Origin of the sequence: Variovorax palleresanus (assembly GCF_051144945.1) — a bacterium.
Lineage (GTDB): Bacteria > Pseudomonadota > Gammaproteobacteria > Burkholderiales > Burkholderiaceae_C > Variovorax > Variovorax paradoxus_S.
On sequence record NZ_JBJNVP010000002.1, the window covers coordinates 2170153 to 2189173 of the forward strand.

Annotated in this window: 19 protein-coding genes; 6 read left to right on the forward strand and 13 right to left on the reverse strand. The window is 66.6% G+C overall.

Annotation, left to right across the window (positions count from 1 at the left end; translation table 11 throughout):
• Positions 1-237: 237 nt before the first annotated feature.
• Positions 238-1143: a LysR family transcriptional regulator gene (locus ACJ7Z0_RS14110; protein WP_431126863.1), complete on the forward strand. Its 906-nt coding sequence runs from the start codon at positions 238-240 to the stop codon at positions 1141-1143.
• Between the two features lie 46 nt (positions 1144-1189).
• Here ACJ7Z0_RS14110 and ACJ7Z0_RS14115 read toward each other — a convergent pair whose 3' ends face one another.
• On the reverse strand, positions 1190-1873 hold the full coding sequence (locus ACJ7Z0_RS14115; RefSeq protein WP_431126861.1) for a dienelactone hydrolase family protein: 684 nt from the start codon (positions 1871-1873) through the stop codon (positions 1190-1192).
• Between the two features lie 53 nt (positions 1874-1926).
• Entirely contained in the window at positions 1927-2532 is a 606-nt protein-coding gene (locus ACJ7Z0_RS14120; RefSeq protein WP_431132420.1) for a 2-hydroxychromene-2-carboxylate isomerase, read from the reverse strand.
• Between the two features lie 73 nt (positions 2533-2605).
• Here ACJ7Z0_RS14120 and ACJ7Z0_RS14125 point away from each other — a divergent pair, with 73 nt between their 5' ends.
• A complete protein-coding gene (locus tag ACJ7Z0_RS14125; protein ID WP_307577849.1) occupies positions 2606-3352 on the forward strand; it encodes an SDR family oxidoreductase in 747 nt (248 codons plus the stop codon).
• The gene (locus ACJ7Z0_RS14130; protein ID WP_015867683.1) at positions 3353-4006 is read left to right on the forward strand and encodes a MarC family protein; all 654 of its coding nucleotides are present in this window, start codon (positions 3353-3355) and stop codon (positions 4004-4006) included.
• Between the two features lie 7 nt (positions 4007-4013).
• Here the strand turns inward: ACJ7Z0_RS14130 and ACJ7Z0_RS14135 are convergent, their stop codons facing one another.
• From ACJ7Z0_RS14135 to purT, 10 genes are all read right to left on the reverse strand, one after another.
• The gene (locus ACJ7Z0_RS14135; RefSeq protein ID WP_434790330.1) at positions 4014-4475 is read right to left on the reverse strand and encodes an EVE domain-containing protein; all 462 of its coding nucleotides are present in this window, start codon (positions 4473-4475) and stop codon (positions 4014-4016) included.
• Between the two features lie 65 nt (positions 4476-4540).
• Entirely contained in the window at positions 4541-5710 is a 1170-nt protein-coding gene (locus tag ACJ7Z0_RS14140) for an ABC transporter substrate-binding protein (protein ID WP_434792663.1), read from the reverse strand.
• Between the two features lie 51 nt (positions 5711-5761).
• Positions 5762-7648: an AMP-dependent synthetase/ligase gene (locus ACJ7Z0_RS14145; RefSeq protein ID WP_434790331.1), complete on the reverse strand. Its 1887-nt coding sequence runs from the start codon at positions 7646-7648 to the stop codon at positions 5762-5764.
• A gap of 5 nt (positions 7649-7653) precedes the next feature.
• Positions 7654-8427: an ABC transporter ATP-binding protein gene (locus tag ACJ7Z0_RS14150; protein WP_434790332.1), complete on the reverse strand. Its 774-nt coding sequence runs from the start codon at positions 8425-8427 to the stop codon at positions 7654-7656.
• Positions 8428-8890: 463 nt separating this feature from the next.
• Complete coding sequence (locus ACJ7Z0_RS14155; RefSeq protein WP_434790333.1) at positions 8891-9715, reverse strand: ABC transporter ATP-binding protein; 825 nt, start codon at positions 9713-9715, stop codon at positions 8891-8893.
• Positions 9712-10788 carry a branched-chain amino acid ABC transporter permease gene (locus tag ACJ7Z0_RS14160; RefSeq protein ID WP_434790334.1) on the reverse strand — a complete coding sequence of 359 codons (1077 nt, stop codon included), beginning with the start codon at positions 10786-10788 and terminating at the stop codon, positions 9712-9714. The genes ACJ7Z0_RS14155 and ACJ7Z0_RS14160 overlap by 4 nt, the downstream gene beginning before the upstream one ends.
• Positions 10789-10794: 6 nt before the next feature.
• The gene (locus tag ACJ7Z0_RS14165) at positions 10795-11670 is read right to left on the reverse strand and encodes a branched-chain amino acid ABC transporter permease (RefSeq protein ID WP_307640600.1); all 876 of its coding nucleotides are present in this window, start codon (positions 11668-11670) and stop codon (positions 10795-10797) included.
• Between the two features lie 23 nt (positions 11671-11693).
• Positions 11694-12521, reverse strand: a complete 828-nt coding sequence (locus tag ACJ7Z0_RS14170) for a helix-turn-helix transcriptional regulator (RefSeq protein WP_434790335.1) — start codon at positions 12519-12521, stop codon at positions 11694-11696.
• Between the two features lie 110 nt (positions 12522-12631).
• Complete coding sequence (gene lipP1 / locus ACJ7Z0_RS14175) at positions 12632-13576, reverse strand: LipP1 family hormone-sensitive lipase (protein ID WP_434790336.1); 945 nt, start codon at positions 13574-13576, stop codon at positions 12632-12634.
• Between the two features lie 118 nt (positions 13577-13694).
• Entirely contained in the window at positions 13695-14897 is a 1203-nt protein-coding gene (purT, locus tag ACJ7Z0_RS14180) for a formate-dependent phosphoribosylglycinamide formyltransferase (RefSeq protein WP_434790337.1), read from the reverse strand.
• Between the two features lie 183 nt (positions 14898-15080).
• Between purT and ACJ7Z0_RS14185 the strand changes: the two genes are divergently transcribed.
• The 3 genes from ACJ7Z0_RS14185 to ACJ7Z0_RS14195 are packed head-to-tail and all read left to right on the forward strand — an operon-like array spanning position 15081 to position 18125.
• The gene (locus ACJ7Z0_RS14185) at positions 15081-15929 is read left to right on the forward strand and encodes a 3-hydroxybutyryl-CoA dehydrogenase (RefSeq protein WP_434790338.1); all 849 of its coding nucleotides are present in this window, start codon (positions 15081-15083) and stop codon (positions 15927-15929) included.
• Between the two features lie 35 nt (positions 15930-15964).
• A complete protein-coding gene (locus ACJ7Z0_RS14190) occupies positions 15965-16780 on the forward strand; it encodes a crotonase/enoyl-CoA hydratase family protein (RefSeq protein ID WP_434790339.1) in 816 nt (271 codons plus the stop codon).
• 22 nt (positions 16781-16802) lie between these two features.
• Positions 16803-18125 (forward strand): serine hydrolase domain-containing protein, encoded by a 1323-nt coding sequence (locus tag ACJ7Z0_RS14195; RefSeq protein ID WP_434790340.1) that lies wholly within the window; start codon positions 16803-16805, stop codon positions 18123-18125.
• 11 nt (positions 18126-18136) lie between these two features.
• Here ACJ7Z0_RS14195 and ACJ7Z0_RS14200 read toward each other — a convergent pair whose 3' ends face one another.
• Positions 18137-18913, reverse strand: a complete 777-nt coding sequence (locus ACJ7Z0_RS14200; protein WP_431126837.1) for a type III pantothenate kinase — start codon at positions 18911-18913, stop codon at positions 18137-18139.
• Between the last annotated feature and the right edge of the window lie 108 nt (positions 18914-19021).

Sequence of the window (19021 nt, forward strand, 5' to 3'; positions counted from 1 at the left end):
TGTGTTGGTTGGATGGTTCGTCCACCAGGCTCGCTCGTTCGCTCACCTGTGCGGCGAGTTTCCAGCTGAAAGAGCCCCGCAAAACACGTGGAACAGAGACACCGTGTTTCCTCTATTGAAACAATGACAACCCAAAGGCATGCACCCGATTGAGTGAGCGCTTCGCGGCTGCAAAAGCCGCTTTCCCGGAAAATCAAGGCACGCCGGTCCCGGAACGGAAACAATGGGCACTTTGACATGGACAGTCTCGATCTGATCAGAACCTTCCGGGAGGTTGCTTCGCAGGGCAGCTTTTCGAATGCGGCCAAGAAGCTCGACATGTCGAAAGCCACCGTCAGCAAATACGTGGCGGAACTCGAAACGCGCTTCGGCGTGCGCCTTCTCAACCGCTCCACGCGGTCGGTGAGCCTGACCGACGCCGGCCAATTGCTGCTCGAACGCAGCACTCCCGTGCTCGAGATGGTCGAACTCACGCAGGCCGAGTTGCAGGAGCGCGCCAGGCAGCCCGGCGGACGCCTGCGGATTTCGGCTCCGCACGGCATGGGCAATGGCGAATTTCCGAGCCTTTTGGCCGACTTCATGCGCTACTACCCGGACGTGAGCATCAGCCTGCAGCTGACCAACCGCACGGTCGATCTGGCGGAAGAAGGCATCGACGTCGACATCCGCAGCGGCCCGGTCGCGGATGCCAACCTGATCGTGCGCAAGCTGATGCTCATGGAGATGGTGGTCTGCGCATCGCCGGTCTACTGGAAGAAGCACGGCAAGCCCGAGCATCCGCGCGACCTTGCCGGTCACGAGGCGCTCACGCATTCGTTGCTGGGCGCCCAACCGGTCTGGCGCTTCGACGATGGCGGCCAGCCGCTGGACGTACCGGTGAAGAGCCGCATGGACTGCACCGAGGGCGCGCCGCTGATCCGGGTCGCAATGCGCGGCTTCGGCGTGATCTACCTGCCGTCGATCCTCGTGCAGTCGCACATCGACCACGGCGAACTGGTGCCGGTGCTGCAGGACTATGCGCGCAAGGACATGTGGCTCTCGGCCGCCTATCTGCAGCGGCGCCACAACAGCGCCGCGTTGCGTGCGCTGCTCGACTTTCTCCAGACCCGCGTCGGCAAGGGGCCCGGCTCCCAGAAGAAATAGAAAAGCCCGGCGCGGGCCGGGCTTTCTTAGCTTGGCGCAGGCTCGTTCAGCCGACGTGCTTGGCAAAAAACTCGAGCGTGCGCGAGCGCGCGAGCTTGGCGGCCTCGGCGTTGTACGAACCGCGCTGGTCGCAGTTGAAGCCATGGCCCGATTCATAGACATGCACCTGAACCTCGGGATGCGCCTTCTTGAAGGCCTCGATGGTGTCCAGCGGAATCCAGTGGTCCTGGTTGCCGAAATGCGCCAGCACCGGCACCTTGGGCTGGCGCGCGGTTTCTTCCGGCGTCGTCATGCCGCCGCCGTAGTAAGGCGCCGCGGCGGCAATGCCCGGAACCAGGCTCGCGGCGCGCCACACCAGCAGGCCGCCCCAGCAATAGCCCACGATGCCCACCTTGCCGGCCTTGGCCGCGTAGGCCACGGCGGCCTCGACGTCCTGCAGCACGCCGGGCGCGGGCAGCGCCTCGACCGCGGTCTTCAGGGCGAAGCCGGCCTTCATGTCCTCGTCGCTGTAGCCGAGCTCGACGCCCGGCTTCACGCGGTGGAAGGTCGAGGGAGAGACGGCCAGGTAGCCGTCCGCCGCATAGCCGTCGGCCACCGAGCGGATGTGCGAGTTGACGCCGAAGATTTCCGGCACCACCACCACGGCGCCCCGCGGCTTGCCGGCAGGTTCGGCCACGTAGGCCGGGAAGACGAAGCCGTCCTTGGCGGTGAGATCGATGAATTGACCCATGGTTGTCATGCTCCTTGATAGCGAATGAGTTGAATCGAATGAAAGGGTTGCCGCTAGCGTTTTTGCTGCAGCGCGCGCTCGACGAAATCGAGCCGGTCCTGGCCCCAGAATATCTCGCCGTCGATGACATAGCTTGGCGCACCGAACACCTGGATGTCGATCGCTTCCTGGGTGTAAGCCTCGTAACGCTCCTGCACGGCCTGGCTCAGTGACTGTTCCGTGCGCTTGGGCGGTAGGCCGCATTCGGCGACCAGCGATTCGAGCACCTTGGGATCGCCGATGTTGCGCTCCTGCACCCACACGGCGGCAAATACCGCGCTGCACACCTGCATGGCCACGTCGGTGCCGTCGTGCAGGTCGACCGCGATGATCAGCCGCGCGGCGTCGTCGCCCGAGACCGGAAAGAATTTGGGCTTGAGGTTCAGTGGCAGATCGAGATGGCGCGAAAAGCGCGCCAGTTCCACCAGCCGGTAGGCCTGGCGCTGCGGTGCCCGCTTGCCGAGCGGGAGCCCGCCCGAGATCGGATAGACACTGCCCAGGTCCACCGGCCGCACGCGCACCGTGGCGCCCGCCGCGGCCGCGATGGCGGCAAACCGGGCATGCCCCAGATATGTCCAGGGACTCTGCGGCGCAAAGTAATAGTCGATCGTATGGCTCATGCGCTCGCCCTCGATGATGTAATCCAAGCCAACGGTTTTAACTGACACGCAGTTTTTGTGCAGGAGGTCGGATTTGGACCAGGTACTCTTGATCACGGGTGGCGGCCGCGGCATCGGCGCCGCAACCGCCTTGCTGGCGGCAAAGCGCGGCTACGCGGTGGCCGTCAACTACGCGAGCAACTCGCTCGCCGCGGACGAGGTGGTGCGCACCATCCGCGCGGGCGGCGGCACCGCCGTGGCCGTGCAGGCCGACGTGGGCGACGAGGCGCAGGTGACCGCCATGTTCCAGAAAGTCGATGCCAGGCTCGGCCGCCTCACGGCACTGGTCAACAGCGCCGGAGTGGTCGACGTGCAGGCCCGTGTCGATGAAATGACCGCGCTGCGCCTGGAGCGCATGTTCCGCACCAACGTGATCGGCAGCTTCATCTGCGCGCGCGAAGCCGTCCGGCGCATGAGCACCCGATACGGCGGCGCGGGCGGCGCCATCGTCAATGTCTCCAGCGCCGCGGCGCGGCTGGGCTCGCCCGGCCAGTACGTCGACTACGCGGCCAGCAAGGGCGCCATCGACACTTTCACCATCGGCCTGGCCAAGGAAGTCGGCGCCGAGGGCATCCGCGTGAACGCCGTGCGCCCCGGCCTGATCGACACCGAGATCCACGCCTCCGGCGGCATGCCCGACCGCGCCTTCGAGCTGGCGCCCACCGTGCCGATGCAGCGCACCGGCAGCGCGGAAGAAATTGCCGGCGCCATCCTGTGGCTGCTGTCCGAAGAGGCCAGCTACACCACCATGGCCCTGCTCGACGTGACCGGGGGGAGGTAAGTGAGTACCTCGATGGATCTGATCAAGCCGCTGGTCACGCTGGTGGCCATCGTCAACCCGCTGGCCATCGTGCCTTTCTTCATCCACTACACGCAGGGCTATTCGGATGCACAGCGCCGGCACACGGTGCGCATGTCGGCCTTCAGCGCGTTCGTGGTGATTGCGGTCAGCGCGCTGATCGGGCTGCAGCTGCTGGCGTTCTTCGGCATCTCGATTGCCAGCTTCCAGGTGGGCGGCGGCCTGCTGCTGCTCATGAGTTCGCTGTCCATGCTGAATGCGAAGCCGGCCGAGAGCAAGACCAACGTGGAGGAGCTGCGCGCGACCGAGGTGAAAGCCTCCATGGGCGCGTCCATCGCGGTGGTGCCGCTCACCATTCCGCTGCTCACCGGGCCGGCCACGATATCAACCGTGGTGATCTACGCCGACAAGACGCAGCACCTGTGGGAGCTCGGGCTGCTGGTGGGCTACGGCGTGGTGGTGGCACTGGCCACCGCGCTGGCCTTTTCGCTCGCGCAGCCGATTGCGCGCGTGCTCGGCAAGACCGGCATCAACATCATGACGCGGCTCATGGGCCTGATCCTCGCGGCGCTCGCGGTCGAGGTCATGGCAGACGGCCTGGGCAAGCTGTTTCCGATATTGCAGCGCGTGGGCTAGCGCCTGTTCAGGCCAGCATCTTCTCGATGATCCGCCAGTGCGTGGGGTCGACCGGCGTGATCGACAGCCGGTTGCCCTTGCGCAGCACGACGAGGTCGGCCAGCTCGGGCCTGGCGCGCAGCTCGGGCAGCGCCAGCAGCCGGGTCTTGCGAACGGCCTGCACGTCGACCAGCAGCCAGCGCGGATCGTCCTCCTTGGAGGCCGGGTCGTAGTACGGCGATTCGGGATCGAACTGCGTCGGGTCGGGCTTGATGCCCGAGGCCACGCGCGCAATGCCCGCGATGCCCGGCTCGGGGCAACTCGAGTGATAGAACAGCACGCCGTCCCCGACCTTCATGCCATCGCGCATGAAGTTGCGTGCCTGGTAGTTGCGCACGCCGGTCCACGCCACCGTGGCCTTGGGTGCGGCAAGCGCGTCGTCGATCGAGACCTCGTCGGGCTCGGATTTCATCAACCAGTACTGGGGCATGGCAATCTCGCGAAGGAGTTTCGCGAGGGAATATAGCCGCCCTCCCCGGTACTGGCGAGCTCTGCTTACGGCGTCACGTAATCAGAAACCACGACCCATTTGCCATCCTTGATTTGCGACAGGCGCGACTGGTCGTTGCCCAGGCGCTTGGTGGCGGTGTAGGTGCTCTTGGCGCTGCCGAACATGTCGGGCTCGAAGGTCATGCTGTCCATCGCCTTGATGAAGCTGTCGGTCGTCAGGTTGGGGCCGGCCTTCTGCGCCGCCTTGATGAACGAATCGATGATGATGTAGCCGTACACCGAGAACACCGTCGGGTCTTCGTTGAACTTGGTCTTGTACTTGTTGGCCCAGAAGCGCAGCGGCTGCGACTGCTCGTCGGTGTAGGGGTTCTGCACCGTCATGGTCGCGTAGATGCCGTCCATCGCCTTGCCGCCGAGCTTGTGGATCAGGTCGGTATAAGCGGCGCTGGAGCCCAGGAAGGTCGGGTTGAAGCCGGTCTTGCGCGCCTCGCCCACGGTGCCGATGGTCTCGCGGATGATGGTGCCGAGCACCACGAGGTCGCAGTTGGCGGCCTTCATTTTTGCGACCTGCGAGCTGAAGTCGGTGGCGCCGCGCTTGAAAGATGTTTTCTCGGCCAGCTCCAGGCCCGCCGTCTTCAGGCCGGCCTCGGCACCGCGCTGCACTTCGAGCCCGAACTCGTCGTCCTGGTAGATGGTGCAGACCTTCTTCGCGCCCTTCTCCTTGATCATCTTGGGCAGGGCCAGGCGGATCTGGTCATAGTAGGTGGCCGCGAACGAGTACTTGAGCCGGTTCAGCGGCTCGTACATTTCACGCGCCGCGGTGATCGGCATGAAGTTGACGATGTTCTTCTCGAACTGCACCGGCATGGCCGCCATGTTCTGCGCGGTGCCGATGTGGCCCGCCATGATGAAGATCTTTTCCTGGTTGACCAGCTTCTGCGCCGCGAGCACGGCTTTCTTGGGGTCGTAGCCGGAGTCTTCGACGAAGAGCTTGAGCTTGCGGCCGTGGATGTTGCCCTGCTCGTTGAGTTCGTCCACGCGCAGCTGCATGCCGTTGCGCGCCTGCTTGCCGAAGCCCGCGAGCGGGCCCGACAGGTCCTGGATCGTGCCGATGCGGATCTCGTCCTTGCTCACGCCTTGTTGTTGCTGCTGCGCGGACGCGAACGTTACGATCAGGCCCAGCACGGCCAAGGTCGTCAGTGTCTTGAGCTTCATCATGGCGTTGTCTCCTCGGGTTGACAAAAAACGGTTCGGCGATGCCGGTGGTCAGCGGTACATCGCCTCGATGCGCTCGGCATACTTGGTCTGCACCAGCTTGCGCTTGAGCTTCATCGTCGGTGTGAGCTCTTCGTCCTCGGCACTCAACTGCGTTTCGAGCAGGAAGAATTTCTTGATCTGCTCGACCCGCGCAAACTTGGCATTGACGCGGTCGATCTCGCCCTGGATCAGGTCCAGCACCTCTTGCGCGCGCGTGAGGCTTTCGTAGTTGCTGAAAGGCACATCGTGGTCCTGCGCAAATTTTTCGACGTTCTCCTGGTCGATCATGACGATCACCGTCAGGTACGGTTTCTTGTCGCCGATCACCACCGCATCGGTGATGTAGGGGCTGAACTTGAGCTCGTTCTCCAGTTCGCTCGGCGTGATGTTCTTTCCACCTGCCGTGATGATGATGTCCTTCATGCGGTCGGTGATGCGGAAATACCCTCCCGCGTCGACCGTCCCCACGTCGCCGGTGTGCAGCCAGCCGTCGGCGTCGATGGTCTCGGCGGTTTTTTCGGGCAGGTTGAGATACCCCATGAAGACATTGGGGCCGCGCACCAGGATCTCGCCGGTTTGCGGATCGAGCCGAACCTCGTTGTAGCTGGTGGCCGGGCCTATGGAGCCCGGCATGATGCGCGACGGCGGCACGCCGGTGGAGGCGCCGCACGATTCGGTCATGCCCCACACCTCGAGCATGGGCACGCCCAGCGCCAGGTACCAGCGCACGAGGTCGGGCGAGATCGGCGCCGCGCCGGTCACGAGAAAGCGCGCACGGTGGATCCCAATGAGCTTGCGCACGTTGTCCAGCGCCAGCCAGCGCGCCAGGCGAAACTTGAACCGCAGCCCCGCACCCACCGGCTGGCCCTGGAGCACGCGTTCGGCAATCTGCCGGCCCACGCCGATGCTCCAGCCGTAGGCGGCCTGCTGCAGCCGGCTCGCCTCCTTCAGCGCGATCATCACGCCGGAATAGAACTTTTCCCACACGCGCGGCACGGCGGTGAACACCGTGGGCGAAATCTCGCGCACGTTCTCGGGCACCGTCTCGGGGTTCTCGACGAAGTTGAGGATCGAGCCGGTGTACATCGCGAAGTATTCGCCGCCCATGCGCTCGGCGATGTGGCACAGCGGCAAAAAACACATGCGCTCGTCGCCCTCGCCTTGCGACAGCAGGGAGTTGTAGCCGCGCATGGTGTACACCAGCCCGCGGTGGCTGTGCATCGCACCCTTGGGTTTGCCGGTGGTGCCCGAGGTGTAGACGAGGATGGCAAGGTCCTCGGGCCGGCAGGCGGCAATGCGCTGCTCCAGCGCCTGCGGATGGTCCTGCAGATGCGCCCGGCCGAGCGCGCGCAGTGCGTCCAGGCTGATGACGCCGGGGTCGTCGAGCTCGCGCAGGCCCTCCATGTCGAACACGACGACCTTGCGCAGCAGTGGCAGTCGGGCGCGCACTTCGAGCGCCTTGTCGAGCTGCTCGTCGTCCTCGACGAAGAGCACGGTGGTGCGCGAGTCCTCGCAAAGATAGTGCACTTGCGAGGCCGCATCGGTCGGGTAGATGCCGTTCGATACGCCGCCGCAGCTGAGCACTGCGATGTCGCACAGCACCCACTCGATGACGGTGTTGGCCAGAATCGAGGCGCATTCGCCCGGCCCGAAGCCGAGCGCCAGCAGGCCGCCCGCAATCTCGCGCACGGCCTCGGCGGTTTGGCGCCAGGTCCAGGCGCGCCAGATGCCGAATTCCTTCTGCCGCATCCAGACCTTGTCGGCGCGCAGTTCCACGGCCTTCCAGAACACGGCCGGAATGGTGTCGCCGGGCACGACGACGCCGGGGGTAGGCTGCAGGTGCGCCAGGTCCCACAGGCCGGCGGGCGGGCGCAAGGCGGTGGTGGTGGTGCTCATCTCGCTCATCTCCAGGTCTTCTTCTTTTTCCAGCGCCGCTCGCCGCGCACGCCATCGTCCTTGACGCCGAGGTAGAACTCCTTGATGTCTTCCTTCTCGCGCAGGCGTTCGCAGGTGTCTTCCATGACGATGCGGCCGTTCTCGAGCACGTAGCCGTGGTCCGAAGCGTTGAGCGCCATGTTGGCGTTCTGCTCCACAAGCAGGATGGTGGTGCCGCGTTCGCGGTTGATGCGCACGACGATCTCGAAGATCTCTTTCGTCAGCTTGGGACTGAGGCCGAGGCTGGGCTCGTCGAGCAGGATGAGATGCGGCGCGGCCATGATGGCGCGCGAAATCGCAAGCATCTGCTGCTGGCCGCCCGAGAGCAAACCGGCGTCCTGCGTGGCACGCTCGCGCAGGATGGGAAAGTAGCTGTAGACGCTCTCCATGTCCCGCGCCACGCCGTCGCGGTCCTTGCGGGTGTAGGCACCCATGAGCAGGTTTTCCCGCACCGAGAGCAACGGAAACACTTCGCGGCCTTCGGGCACGTGGCTCAGGCCCTGCTGCACGATGTAGGCCGGGTCCTTGGCGGTGATGTCTCGGCCCTGGAATTCGATGCTGCCTTTTCGGGGGTCGATGATTCCCGAGATGGTCTTGAGGATGGTTGTCTTGCCCGCGCCGTTGGAGCCCAGGACCGTCACGATCTCGCCCTGCCTGACTTTCAGGCTCACGCCGCGGATGGCCTTGATGGGGCCGTAGGCGCTTTCGACGTTGAGCAGTTGGAGGACGACGTCGGTCATGGCGTTGTCCCTCTTGCTCCGGGCGGGGAACGGCGTTGGGGCCCCTGCCCCGGGCGGGCCGACGTCACCGGCCCTTCGGGCTTCCCTGCGCTGCTCACGACAAGCGGGGTCTCGCAGAACTCGCTTCGCTCAAACAGCTGCGAGCCCTGATCCGCCTGTCGCTCCGCTGCTCGGCGGCGCCTCAACGGCCCGCCCGGGGCAGGGGCCCCAACGCCGTGGATACGCTCAGGGTGTTTCCCCCACTCCTTGAGCCCGGTGTGCGGTGCGGGGTGGGCGCCCCCTCTGCGCCGCTGAGGAGCGCAGCTTTCCGCGGATAAGGGCTCGCCCTTGTTTGAGCGAAGCGAGTTTGGGCGAGACCCCGCGGAAAGCGAGCACCGGAAGGGAGCCCGAAGGGCCGGCGTAGTGGGGGCGAACGCGCCGTGCCGCACACCGGGCGCCTCCAACGAAGCAGCGGACATGACGTTCATGCCGCCACCCTCCTCAAGCTGCTCACGTCATCCACGGTCCCGAGATAAGCCTCGATCACCCGCGCATCCGCCTGCACTTCACGCGGCGTGCCGGTGGCCAGCACCTCGCCCATGTTCATCGCCAGCACGCGGTCGGACACCTTCGACACCAGCGACATGTCGTGCTCGACCATCAGCACCGACACGCCCAGTTCTTGCTGGATGTCCTGGATCCAGAACGCCATGTCGGCCGTCTCCTCGACATTGAGGCCCGACGATGGCTCGTCGAGCAGCAGCAGCTTGGGCTCGGTGCACAAGGCCCGAGCAAGCTCCACCACCTTGCGAACGCCATACGGCAAGCCCGCCACCATCGAATCGCGGTGATGCTGCAGGTCGAGCAGTTCGATCACCTGCTCCGCCTTCTCGCGCGCCGCGATTTCGGCGCGCCGCGTGGCGGGCGTGAAGAACACCTCGCTCCAGAAACCCGTCTGCCGGTGCGTGTGGCGGCCGATCAGCAGGTTGTGCAACACGGTGGCGTGCTCGAAGAGCTCGATGTTCTGGAAGGTGCGCGCAATGCCGAGCGCGGCAATCGCATGAGGCGCCTGGTGCGTCAAGGCCAGCGGACCGGCCGCTTCGCCGTGCCACGTGATCTCGCCCATGGTCGGCGTGTAGATGCGGCTGATGAGGTTGAACACCGTCGTCTTGCCCGCGCCGTTGGGGCCGATCAGCGTGAAGACCTCGCCGCGCCGCACGTCGAAGCTCACCTTGTTGACCGCGAGCACGCCGCCGAAGCGCACGCTCAGGTCTTTCGCCGAAAGAAGAATGTCGCCGCTGCTGCTCATCTCAGCCGATCCGACTTGGTGAATGACTTCTGCCGCTTGAACAAACCCTTGCGGTAGAACGGGAAGAGCTGCAGCCAGGTGCGGATCTTGAGCCAACGGCCATAAAGCCCCAGCGGCTCGAACAGCACGAAGGCGATCAGCACCAGGCCGTACACCAGCCCTTGCAGGCCCGGTGCCTGTCCGATCACGGGCGGCAGCCAGTCCTTGCCCATGGAGATCAACTGCGGCATCGCGATCAGGAAGATCGCACCCAGGAACGCGCCGTGCACCGAACCCAGCCCGCCGATCACCACCATCAGCAGCAGGTCGATCGACTGCAGGATGTTGAACTGGTCCGGCGAGATGAAGCTGAGCTTGTGCGCATACAGCGCGCCGCCCAGCCCCGCGAGCGCGGCCGAAATCGCGAACGACATCGTCTTGTAGCGCGCCAGGTGAATGCCCATGCTCTGCGCGGAGATTTCCGAATCGCGGATGGCGACGAAGGCTCGCCCCGTCGGCGAGCGCAGCAGGTTCAGGATGCCCAGCGTGCTGAGCACCGCCACCACCAGGCACAGAAAGTAGAAGCCGTTGCCCGACCCCAGCGACCAGCCGAAGAGCTGGGGCGACTTCACGTGCAGCCCCGAATTGCCGCCCGTGACGCTATCCCAGCGCGCGAACACTTCCTCGACGATGAAGCCGAACGACAGCGTCGCGATGCCGAGGTAGATGCCCTTCACGCGCAAGGCCGGCAAGGCCACCACCACGCCCACCGCCGCCGAGAGCGCCGCGGCCGCGATCAGCGCGATCGGAAACGGCACGCCCAGGTTGGTCAGCACGCCCTGCGTATAGGCGCCCGCGCCAAGGAACGCCGCATGGCCGATGGAGAACTGCCCCGTGAAGCCCGCCAGCAGCATCAACCCCAGACCGACGATGCCGTAGATCAGCACGAAGGTCAGTTGCGCGAGCCAGTATTCGTCGATCACCCATGGCGCGACGATGAGAAACGCGACCAGGAGCCCATACCAGAACACATGGCCGCCGTGCCGCGCAAGGCGGATGTCCTGGTCGTAGCTGGTCTTGAAGATGAAGCGCATATCGGACTAAACCTTCTTGCGCAGCTTTTCGCCGAACAGGCCATTGGGTTTGATCATCAGCATCAAGAGCACCACGATGTAGGGCGCAGTGTCCTTGAAGCCGTCGGGCAGATAAAACCCCGCAAACGATTCGACGATGCCGATCACCAGTCCGCCGACGATGGCGCCCGGCAGGCTGCCGAAGCCGCCCACCACTGCGGCCGGAAAGGCCTTGAGCCCGATGAAGCCCATGTTCGCGTGCACGAAGGTGATGGGCGCGAGCAGCATGCCCGCAATGGCCGCGACCGCTGCCGCCAGGCCCCACACCAGCCCGTTGAGCCGCTTCACCGGAATGCCCATGTAGTAGGCGGCTAGCTGATTCTGCGAAGAGGCCTGCATGGCGATGCCGAGCTTGCTATAGCGGAACATCGCGAACAGCAGCCCGCAGAGAATGGCGGTGGCGATGATGATGGCCAGTTGCTCGAGGTTGACCACCAACCCGCCCAGCTTCCAGATCTGGTCCTTGTAGGGCACGGCCAGCGTGTGGGTGTCGGTGCCGATGCCCGGCACCATCGTGATGAGCCCGCGCGCCACGTAGGCAATGCCGATGGTCAGCATCACGATCGAGAACTGCGGCTGCCCGAGGATCGGACGGATCACCACCAGCTCGAGCAGCACGCCAAAGGCCGCCATGGCCACCACCGCGAGGATGGCCGCGAGCCAGAACGGCAGGCCGAACAGCGACATGCCGGCAAATGCACCAAAGGCGCCGAGCATCATCAAGTCGCCCTGCGCAAAGCTCACGGTTTCGGTTGCCTTGTAGATCAGCACAAACCCCAGCGCGATCAGGCCATAGATGCAGCCCTGCGCAATGCCTGACAGAAGGAGCTGGAGAGTCTGCATGCGGCTTCTGTCTCTCTGTATGTCTAGTGCCTGAAGCCGCCGGCCGCGTCGTGCAGCGCCAGGCGGCGCGAGCCGGCCAGGATGTCGCTCGGCTTGAGCCCGTAGACCTGGCGGATCGAATGGCTGAAGTGCGTCGAATCGGGGTAGCCGGCGTCCAGCGCGATGTCGGTCAGCGTGGTGGTCTGGCGCACGTAGCGCAGCAAGCTGCGCGCGCGCTTCCAGGCCCGGAAGGCACGAAACGCCATGCCGGTTTCCTGCTTGAACAGGTGCAGGAAGCGCGAGAAGGACAGGTGCACCGAGGCCGCGCAGTCTTCGGCCGAGGTGGGCGCGGCCGGGTCGGCGTTGATGGCGTCGATGACCTTGCGGATGCGTGCATCGAGCGCGCGCGGCGCCAGCGCCTCGCCGAAGAACAGGCGATCGAACTCGAGGCCTTCGAAGCCCTGGCGACCCGAGAGCGCAAGCAATTGGGCGTGGGCATCGCGCACGCGCTGCACGAACGCCGGCGCATCGACCGGCCCGCAATGCTGGAGAAAGCCCGGCAGCCGCGCCGGATCGACCGATTCCGACTCGATCAGCAGGTTGAAGATGAGGGGATGCGCGCTTTCCACCCGGTGCGGCACCTGCGGCGGCACCACCAGCAGCTCGCCCGTCTGCCAGGCGCCCCCGCCGATGCAGAGGCGGTTGGGCGGCGCACCGGCCGGCGACACGTACACGCCGTGCCCGCCCACCGTGCGTTCGGCCGCGGCGCCGAGCAGCCCTGCGTAGAACACCCGCTGATGCGTGAGCCACATCAGGCGCTCCCCGCGCTCTGCGCCGCCGCTTTCGGGCGGCGCCGTCTTCGTTCGCTGCATGGTGTCCGTCTCCTGCATCCGGCCGCCGTCGGCCAGGGGCCGGCGTTGCGTTGGCTGGATCGTAGCGGCGGGGGCCGGCGGCGCGGCGTTCATTTGCGCGGGGACTTTCCCTAGGCCGGCGCAAGTGCGCGGCGGAGTTCGGCACTGCACAGCGCGATGGCCGTATCGGCCTCGTCGAGCACCCTGCCCATGGTGATGAAGCCGTGGATCTGGCGCTCGAAGCAGACGCATGCGGCGCGGTTGCCGGCGGCGGTCAGCGCCTCGGCGTAGGCCATGCCTTCGTCGCGCAGCGGGTCGAAGCCGGCGGTGAGCACCAGTGCGGGCGGCAGGCCCGAAAGATCGGCGTGCAGCAGCGGCGACGCGCGCCAGTCGAGGTCGTGCCGGGGGTCGTCGATGTAGTGGTCGTGGAAGTAGGTCATCGTGTCGCGGGTCAGCAGGTAGCCCTGGCCGTTGGCCTGGTGCGACGGGTGGCCGCGGCGCTGGTCCGTGGCGGGATAGATCAGCAGCTGAAAGGCAATCGGGAGGTCGCCCGCATCGCGGGCCGCAATGGCCGCCACCGCCGCAAGGTTGCCGCCCGCGCTGTCGCCGCCCACCGCGAGGCGGCCGGCATCCAGGCCGAGCGAGGCGGCCTCGCGGCGCACCCAGCGGGTGGCCGCCAGCACGTCGTCCACGGCGGCCGGAAAGCGATGCTCGGGCCCCATGCGGTAGTCGATCGAGGCGACCGCGCAGCCCGCGCCGTTGGCGAGCGAGCGGCACAGCACGTCATGCGTGTCGAGGTCGCCGATGACCCAGCCACCGCCATGGAAGTAAACCAGCACCGGCAGCGCCGCATCGGCTGTGGAACCCAGCGGGCGATACAGGCGCACCGGGATGGTGCCGTGCGGCCCTTCGGCCTTCAGCTCGCGGACTTGGGCAACCTGCGGGGCTTCGGGTTGCGTGGTGGCGCGCCGTTCGCGATAGAACGCACGTGCCTCGGCCGGCGAAAGCGTGTGGGTCGGCGGGATGCCGCGCGCCTCGATGAAGTCGAGCAAGGCGCGCGCCTGGGGGTGCAGCATGGTGTCTCCGGTGGGTCGGGCTGGGGTGCTCCCGATCTCATCCACACGATGCCCGCAGGCGCCGGTCGCCGCTTGCGAAAACTGGCTGTAAAACCGCCTGTGCCGGGGCTCGCGCCCTTCAGGCGATGCGCGGCTTCACGCGCGAGGCGGCTTCCTTGGCCAGCTTGCGGGCGGTGCCGGTGTCGGCCGCATGCACCAGGGCCACGCCCATGCGGCGCTTGGCAAAGCTCTCGGGCTTGCCGAAGAGGCGCACGTCGCTGCCGGGCACCTGCAGCGCCTCGGCCACGCCGTCGAACGCGATGCCGGTGGCATCGACGCCGCCGTAGATCACCGCGCTCGCGCCCGGGCTCTTGAGCGAGGTGTCCACCGGCAGGCCGAGGATGGCGCGCGCATGCAGCTCGAACTCGTTCTGCCACTGCGTGGCCATGGTCACCATGCCGGTGTCGTGCGGCCGCGGGCTCACTTCGCTGAACCACACGTCGTCGCCCTTCACGAACAGCTCGACGCCGAACAGGCCCTGGCCGCCGAGGTCGGCCGTGACGGCCTCGGCGATCTGCTGCGCCTTCTGCAGCGCGGCCGGCGCCATGCGATGCGGCTGCCAGCTCTCGACATAGTCGCCGCTCACCTGCACGTGGCCGATGGGTTCGCAGAAGTGCGTCTGCACCGCGCCGGCCGCGTCCCTGGCGCGCACGGTCAGGAGCGTGATCTCGTAGTCGAAGTCGATGAAGCCCTCGACGATCACGCGGCCATGGCTCACCCGGCCGCCGGCCATGGCGTAGTCCCAGGCCTTCTGCACGTCGGCCGGGCCGTCGATCTTGCTCTGGCCCTTGCCGGAGCTGCTCATCACGGGCTTGACGATGCAGGGGTAGCCAATGCCGGCATCGATGGCCGCCTGCAGCTCGGCCAGCGAGTCGCAGAACCTGTAGGGGCTGGTCGGCACGCCCAGCGTTTCGGCCGCCAGGCGGCGAATGCCTTCGCGGTCCATCGTGAGGCGGGCGGCGCGGGCGGTGGGAATCACGCGCACCACGCCGGCGTCTTCGAGCTGCTGCAGCATCGACGTGGCGATGGCCTCGATCTCCGGCACCACGAGCAGGGGCTTCTCGGCCTCGATCAGCGCCTTGAGCTGCTCCGGGTCGCTCATGGTGATGGTGCGCGCATGGTGGGCCACCTGCTGGCCGGGCGCGTTCTCGTAGCGGTCGACCGCGATGGTCTCGACGCCCAGGCGCTGCAGGGCGATGAGCACCTCCTTGCCGAGCTCGCCGGAGCCGAGCAGCATCACGCGGGTGGCGGAGGGGGAAAGAGGGGTGCCGAGGGTGGTCATGGTCGGGATCGAAAAGAGAGAAGAAAAAGCAACCGCCGCACTGTAAGCCACCCGCGGGCGGCCCGTGTCACGCACGGCAACGGCGGCCTGGCGGGGCTGCTTCACAATCGATCTCCTGTCGCGGTGGCGGCCAGCGCCCCACCCGCTCCCCTTTCCCCTGTTTTTTCTTCAAGGAGTTTTCTCATGACGATCCAGACTGTCGGCATCATCGGCGCCGGAACGATGGGCAATGGCATTGCACAGGCCTGCGCGGTGGCCGGCGTCAACGTGGTGATGGTCGACATCGCCCAGGCAGCGGTCGACAAGGGCCTGGCCACCGTTTCGGGCAGCCTCGACCGGCTGATCAAGAAAGAGAAGCTCACGGCCGAGCAGAAGAGCGCGGCGCTTGCCCTGATCAAGGGCTCGACGAATTACGACGACCTGAAGAGCGCGCAACTCGTGATCGAGGCCGCCACCGAGAACCATGCGCTCAAGCTCAAGATCCTGAAGCAGATCGACGAGCTGCTGGCGCCCGAGGTGATCATTGCCTCGAACACGTCGTCGATCTCGATCACCCAGCTCGCGGCCGCCACCTCGCGGCCGGACCGCTTCATCGGCATGCACTTCTTCAACCCGGTGCCGATGATGGCGCTGGTGGAGCTGATCCGCGGCTACCTCACGAGCGACGCCACGCACGACGCCGTCAAGGCGCTGGCCGAGACGCTCGGCAAGTCGCCGATCACGGTGAAGAACGCGCCGGGCTTCGTGGTCAACCGCATCCTGGTGCCGATGATCAACGAGGCCTTCTTCGTGCTGGCCGAAGGCATTGCCACGGCCGAAGACATCGACGCCGGCATGAAGCTGGGCTGCAACCAGCCCATCGGTCCCCTGGCCCTGGCCGACATGATTGGCCTGGACGTGTGCCTGGCCGTGATGGAGGTCTACCTCGAGCAGTTCGGCGATTCCAAGTACCGCCCCTGCCCGCTGCTGAAGGAAATGGTCGCGGCCGGCCAGTTGGGCCGCAAGACCGGACGCGGCGTGTACGCCTACTGAGCGTCATCCAACAAAAACAAAAGGAGACAAAAACCATGACCGCCGTGCCCACCAACCCACCGCCGGAAGGCTGCATCGACACCCAGGTGATCGACCATGTGCTGCTGATCGGCATCAACCGCCCGGCCAAGCGCAACGGCTGGACGCCGCCGATGTTCAAGCAGCTGGCCGAGGCCTACACCCGGCTCGACGACGACCCGGACCTGCGCGTGGGCGTGCTGCATGCCTTCGGCGATCACTTCACGGCCGGGCTCGACCTGCCGGCGGTCACCGAGTACATGAAGCGCGGCGAAAAAGCCATTCCGGCCGGGCTGGTGGAGCCGCACGACTTCGGCCTGCCCGACTACCGCCGCCGCACCAAGCCGATGGTGGTGGCGGTGAAGGGCATCTGCTTCACGGTCGGCATCGAGCTGATGCTGGGCGCCGACATCGTGGTGGCGGCGGACAACTGCCGCTTTTCGCAAATGGAAGTGCAGCGCGGCATCATGGCGACGGGCGGCGCCACGCTGCGCATGGCCGAGCGCGCGGGCGTGGGCAATGCGATGCTGCACCTGCTCACGGCCGACGAGTTCGACAGCGCCGAGGCCTATCGCCTCAACTTCGTGCAGAAGGTGGTGCCGGCCGGGCAGGAGCTCGACGCGGCACTGGCCATTGCGCAGCGCATCGCGGCGCAAGCGCCGCTGGCGGTGGTGGCCACCCGGCTCAACGTGATCAAGGCAGTGGAACAGGGCCCGCTCGCGGCGGTGTCGGAATTCATCGAGACGCAAAAGCGCCTGTCGAACAGCGAAGACGCAGCCGAAGGCGTGCGTTCCTTCGTCGAACGCCGGCCCGCGCGCTTCAGCGGCCGCTGATGAATTCACCGGAGCCTTGCCCATGGCCTTTCTCCAACGCGCGGCGCTCGCTGCCGCCTTCACACTGCTTGCCGTGAACACCTCCACCAACGCCCAAACAGCCGCATCACTGCCCGACCCCGCGGCCACGTCGGTCGAGGCCATGGGCTGGATGAAGGGCTTTCCGCCCCCGCCCGACAAGCTGATCACCTTCGACAACCCCGCCGGCGGCGCGTTTCCGCGCACGCGCTGGAGCTTCTCGCACGTGCGCGAAACCGTGCCCACCGCCAACGTGTGGCGCGGCAGCGGCGCGGCCAGCCCCCTGCCGGCGGCACCGCGCAGCGACCTCGAAGCCGTGACCTTCAAACCGCTGGGCAGCAACGAGACGGTGACCTTCGCCCAGATGATCCCGCGCACCTACACCGACGGCATCCTGGTGCTGCACCGCGGCCGCGTGGTCTATGAAAAGTACTTCGGCGCGCTCACGCCCGAGCGGCCGCACCTCGCAATGTCGGTCACCAAGTCCTTCGTGGGCACGCTGGCGGCCATCCTCGCGGACGAGGGCAAGCTCGATCCGTCGGCACCGGTCACCCGCTACCTGCCCGAACTCAAGGACACCGCCTACGGCGACGCCACGGTGCGCCAGGTGATGGACATGACCATCGGCGTGCACTACTCGGAGAACTACGCCGATCCGAAGGCCGAGATCTGGGATTACGCGCGCGCCGGCGGCATGCTGGTGCAGGGGCCGAACTACGCCGGGCCCAGGTCGTTCTACGAATTTCTCGCCACGCTGAAGAAGGAAGGCGCGCACGACGCCGCCTTTGCCTACAAGACGGTGAATGCCGAAGTGCTCGCCTGGATTCTTCGCCGCGTCAGCAACCAGCCGCTTGCCGACCTGCTGAGCGAGAAGATCTGGCGCCGCATCGGCGCCGAGCAGGACGCCTACTTCATGGTCGACCGCATCGGCACCGAGTCGGGCGGCGGCGGGCTCAACACCGTGCTGCGCGACATTGCGCGCTTCGGCGAAACCATGCGCAACGGCGGCCGCGCGCCCAACGGGCAGCAGGCCATTCCCAAGGCGGTGGTCGAGGACATCCAGCGCGGCGGTGATCGGGCCCAGTTTGCCAAGGCCGGCTACGCGCTGCTGCCGGGCTGGTCGTACCGCAACATGTGGTGGGTCACGAACAACCCGCACGGCGCCTACATGGCGCGCGGCATCCACGGGCAGAGCATCTACGTCGATCCGAAGGCCGAGATGGTGATCGTGCGCTACGCCGCGCACCCGGTGGCGGCCAATGCGGGGAACGACCCGCTCACGCTGCCGGCATTCCAGGCCGTGGCCGAAGCGCTCATGCGCCCTTGAGTCTTGAGGGCTCAGCCCGCGGCTCGCTCGCGGGCAATCACCAGGAGTCCGTCCATGATCAGGCTTTCGACCAGTTCGAAGTCCCCGTTCATGACGGGCGCCATCTTCCAGCCCGCGCCGCCCGTCATGTAGCAGGCGGGCTCGGCGCCGCAATGCGAGCGCACGTGCTGCACCATGCGCTCGACGGCGCCGGCAATGGCGTAGGTGCCGCCGCTGGTGAGGGCGTCGCTGGTGTTGGTGGGGAATTCGCGCACCTCGCCGGTGGGCACGTGCAGCCCGGCCGTGCCCGATTCGAGCGCGCGCAGCATGATGCCGTGGCCCGGCAGGATCAAGCCGCCCAGAAACTTGCCGCCGGCGTCGATGGCCTCGACCGTGACGGCCGTGCCGATCATCACCACCACCATCGGCCGCGCCGGCCCGGCATCCAGCATCCGCTGGCGCGCACCGATCATCGCCACCCAGCGGTCGGCGCCCAGCCGCGTGGGATGGTCGTAGCCGTTGACGATGCCGGCCTCGGCTGCGCTCGACACCACCCAGCGCGGCGCGCAGTCGAAGCGCTCCTCGATCTGCTCCTCGGCGCGGCGGCGCACCGCGTCGCCCGCGACCACGCAGCCCAGCATGGAGCCGGGCGCGGGCAGGTCGGCCCAGGGGCCTTCGGCCAGCCGCTCGATGTGGTCCAGGAACTCGGCACCGTGCGCCTGCAGCGCAGCCCCCGGATGCGCGGCATCGTAGAGAGCCCATTTGAGGCGGGTGTTGCCGATGTCGATCGCGAGGAAGGGGGATGCCATGCGCGGGATTATTGCGACTTTGTCGGCATTCATGCTGGCGCGTCGTTGACACACGCGGCGCGGGCCTACGCCGGCACCTCCCGTTCCGCCGCTACATTCGCCAGTTCC

What these genes read in the sequence shown, in the direction of transcription:
- lipP1 (WP_434790336.1), bottom strand. Translation starts at nt 13,576, where the DNA reads ATGCTGCACCCCCAGGCGCGCGCCTTGCTCGACTTCATCGAGGCGCGC.
- ACJ7Z0_RS14150 (WP_434790332.1), bottom strand. Translation starts at nt 8,427, where the DNA reads ATGACCGACGTCGTCCTCCAACTGCTCAACGTCGAAAGCGCCTACGGC.
- ACJ7Z0_RS14170 (WP_434790335.1), bottom strand. Translation starts at nt 12,521, where the DNA reads ATGCAGCGAACGAAGACGGCGCCGCCCGAAAGCGGCGGCGCAGAGCGC.
- ACJ7Z0_RS14140 (WP_434792663.1), bottom strand. Translation starts at nt 5,710, where the DNA reads ATGAAGCTCAAGACACTGACGACCTTGGCCGTGCTGGGCCTGATCGTA.
- ACJ7Z0_RS14115 (WP_431126861.1), bottom strand. Translation starts at nt 1,873, where the DNA reads ATGGGTCAATTCATCGATCTCACCGCCAAGGACGGCTTCGTCTTCCCG.
- ACJ7Z0_RS14155 (WP_434790333.1), bottom strand. Translation starts at nt 9,715, where the DNA reads ATGAGCAGCAGCGGCGACATTCTTCTTTCGGCGAAAGACCTGAGCGTG.
- ACJ7Z0_RS14110 (WP_431126863.1), top strand. Translation starts at nt 238, where the DNA reads ATGGACAGTCTCGATCTGATCAGAACCTTCCGGGAGGTTGCTTCGCAG.
- ACJ7Z0_RS14120 (WP_431132420.1), bottom strand. Translation starts at nt 2,532, where the DNA reads ATGAGCCATACGATCGACTATTACTTTGCGCCGCAGAGTCCCTGGACA.
- ACJ7Z0_RS14190 (WP_434790339.1), top strand. Translation starts at nt 15,965, where the DNA reads ATGACCGCCGTGCCCACCAACCCACCGCCGGAAGGCTGCATCGACACC.
- ACJ7Z0_RS14145 (WP_434790331.1), bottom strand. Translation starts at nt 7,648, where the DNA reads ATGAGCACCACCACCACCGCCTTGCGCCCGCCCGCCGGCCTGTGGGAC.
- ACJ7Z0_RS14160 (WP_434790334.1), bottom strand. Translation starts at nt 10,788, where the DNA reads ATGCGCTTCATCTTCAAGACCAGCTACGACCAGGACATCCGCCTTGCG.
- ACJ7Z0_RS14200 (WP_431126837.1), bottom strand. Translation starts at nt 18,913, where the DNA reads ATGGCATCCCCCTTCCTCGCGATCGACATCGGCAACACCCGCCTCAAA.
- ACJ7Z0_RS14135 (WP_434790330.1), bottom strand. Translation starts at nt 4,475, where the DNA reads ATGCCCCAGTACTGGTTGATGAAATCCGAGCCCGACGAGGTCTCGATC.
- purT (WP_434790337.1), bottom strand. Translation starts at nt 14,897, where the DNA reads ATGACCACCCTCGGCACCCCTCTTTCCCCCTCCGCCACCCGCGTGATG.
- ACJ7Z0_RS14185 (WP_434790338.1), top strand. Translation starts at nt 15,081, where the DNA reads ATGACGATCCAGACTGTCGGCATCATCGGCGCCGGAACGATGGGCAAT.
- ACJ7Z0_RS14195 (WP_434790340.1), top strand. Translation starts at nt 16,803, where the DNA reads ATGGCCTTTCTCCAACGCGCGGCGCTCGCTGCCGCCTTCACACTGCTT.
- ACJ7Z0_RS14165 (WP_307640600.1), bottom strand. Translation starts at nt 11,670, where the DNA reads ATGCAGACTCTCCAGCTCCTTCTGTCAGGCATTGCGCAGGGCTGCATC.